This window comes from Acinetobacter sp. SFB (assembly GCF_001647545.1).
Classification (GTDB): domain Bacteria; phylum Pseudomonadota; class Gammaproteobacteria; order Pseudomonadales; family Moraxellaceae; genus Acinetobacter.
Genome location: NZ_LSZH01000016.1, coordinates 205,978 through 207,878, shown reverse-complemented (window position 1 = coordinate 207,878; position 1,901 = coordinate 205,978). Strand labels below are relative to the sequence as shown.

Below are 1,901 nucleotides of genomic sequence, written 5' to 3'. Positions count from 1 at the left end.
GAATTTGCAGCACGTTTGCATATCAGTGCGAGAACGCTACAAAACTGGGAACAAGGGCGTAGATACCCAACTGGGCCAGCAGTCACGCTAATTCGTATTCTTGATGCACATCCAGGCCTGATCTAAAAAATATAGGTGCTCTTAAATTACCTTTTAGGATATATCTAGATATGACACCATGATCTGTATATATGATCCTAGACAGTATTGTGGACAACCGATCCCTCTAAATTCTTAAAATATTTCTGTTCAAAAGCTTCTTGGCTTAACCAACCATTTGCAGAATGCCTTCTGACCCGATTGTAATAAATCTCAATATAGTCAAACAAGACAGCATTCGCCTCTTTTCGGGTGGCAAACACACTGTCATGTACCACATGACCTTTCAATGTATGAAAAAAGCTTTCGGTCACTGCATTATCCCAACAGTTCCCTCTGCGTGACATGCTTTGAATACAGTTATTCGTTAATAATAGCGTTCTAAAATCACGACTACAGTACTGTGAGCCTTGATCCGAATGTACCATGACACCCATTGGATACCCCTGACGAGCCATTGCATAATGAAACGCATCACACACCAATTGACGGTCTATTCGATGGCTGGTTTGCCACCCCACAATACGACGACTAAATAGATCCAGCATCACACATAAATATAGCCAACCTTGCTTGGTACGGATATAGGTAATATCCGTTGTCCAAACCTTGTTAGGCTGAATGACTGTAAATTGACGCTCTAACAGATTGGGTGCTGTAGGCAAACGATGGTTTGAATCAGTCGTATGCTTGTATTTACGCGCAATCCTGCTGCGTAAACCCAGCTTTTTCAGCATTCTTCCAACAGTGCGTTCACTCATGCTGTAACCTAAATCATGCATGTCATGTACCAATGAAGGTGCACCCAATCGTGCATGATGCTGCCAATATACGGCTTTTAAATCATTATATTTCTGCGCTGTATTGGCCTGGCGTTTTCGCCAGGCATAATAGCCTGAAGTGCTGACACCCAGGCATTTACAGGCAGAAGAGATAGTGACTTCGCTCATATCTAGATCTTGAATTACCGTGTACTTTTCTTGGCATGATCTGTCAGAAAGTACACATGCGCTTTTTTTAAGATGTCATTGGCTTCCCTGAGCTGTTTGACTTCTTTCTCTAATTCCAAGATCCGCTGTTGTTCTGGTGAAAGTTGACGTTTGCTTGAACCTGCTGGATTGGTTTCACGAATCCATTTATCTAATGTTGAATAACCCACACCTAATTTCTGGGCGACTGCAGCTACAGACTCGTGTGAGTTTGAAAGTGCATAATCAATTGCTTGCTGTTTAAATTCAGGACTAAAACGTTTGGCCATTTCTTGTATCTCCAAAGTCAACGTTACGTTATCTTTAGAGGGAAGTGCTGTCCATTATTTTGGCTAGGATCAATATATTCATAGAAATATTTTGAGAGCTAGAGAAATCTGCCATAAGATTTATCGGAATCATGATACTGTTGCGAGAGCGATAAGCTGCAAAGGCATAATCATTTTCAGTTGGGCCATTTACATTAAATGAATGAGTTTTTGTCCCATCTGTAAGTATGACTTTATGTATATCATATTGCTGATATGTACTATTTAAGCTCATTTTAACTTTTAATATATCTTTAAATGATTCATTCCAAGCTACTGTAACAATCGGACAAATTTCATTGGTTTGGCATATTAACAGCCCCTTTACCCCTATATTAGAAGTTTTCTCAGGAGACATGGAACTACAGCCTGCTATTAAAATTATACTTGATACCATACATAATTTTTTTATCATGATTTTAAGACCTATCTGATTTATTGTGTTCCTAAAAACTGAAATGGCTTCGTTATTTTAAAAGAAGAGTTTGCTTTCCCCGCATAGGTT

3 protein-coding genes are annotated in these 1,901 nt (G+C 39.4%); 1 reads left to right on the top strand and 2 read right to left on the bottom strand.

The window, feature by feature from the left end; genetic code table 11:
- Positions 1–126 (top strand): helix-turn-helix domain-containing protein (locus tag AY606_RS15965; RefSeq protein ID WP_502692133.1); only part of this gene is annotated, 126 nt, incomplete at its 5' end.
- Between the two features lie 71 nt (positions 127–197).
- Here the strand turns inward: AY606_RS15965 and AY606_RS14195 are convergent.
- Positions 198–1,357, bottom strand: a protein-coding gene (locus AY606_RS14195) for an IS3-like element ISAcsp3 family transposase (RefSeq protein WP_155858226.1) whose coding sequence is annotated in 2 segments (ribosomal slippage) — positions 198–1,123 and positions 1,123–1,357 — 1,161 coding nt in all. Because the reading frame shifts where the segments join, the coding sequence is not laid out codon by codon here.
- A 34-nt stretch (positions 1,358–1,391) separates the two neighbouring features.
- A complete protein-coding gene (locus AY606_RS16330) occupies positions 1,392–1,754 on the bottom strand; it encodes a hypothetical protein (RefSeq protein WP_171255420.1) in 363 nt (120 codons plus the stop codon).
- Positions 1,755–1,901: the final 147 nt, after the last annotated feature.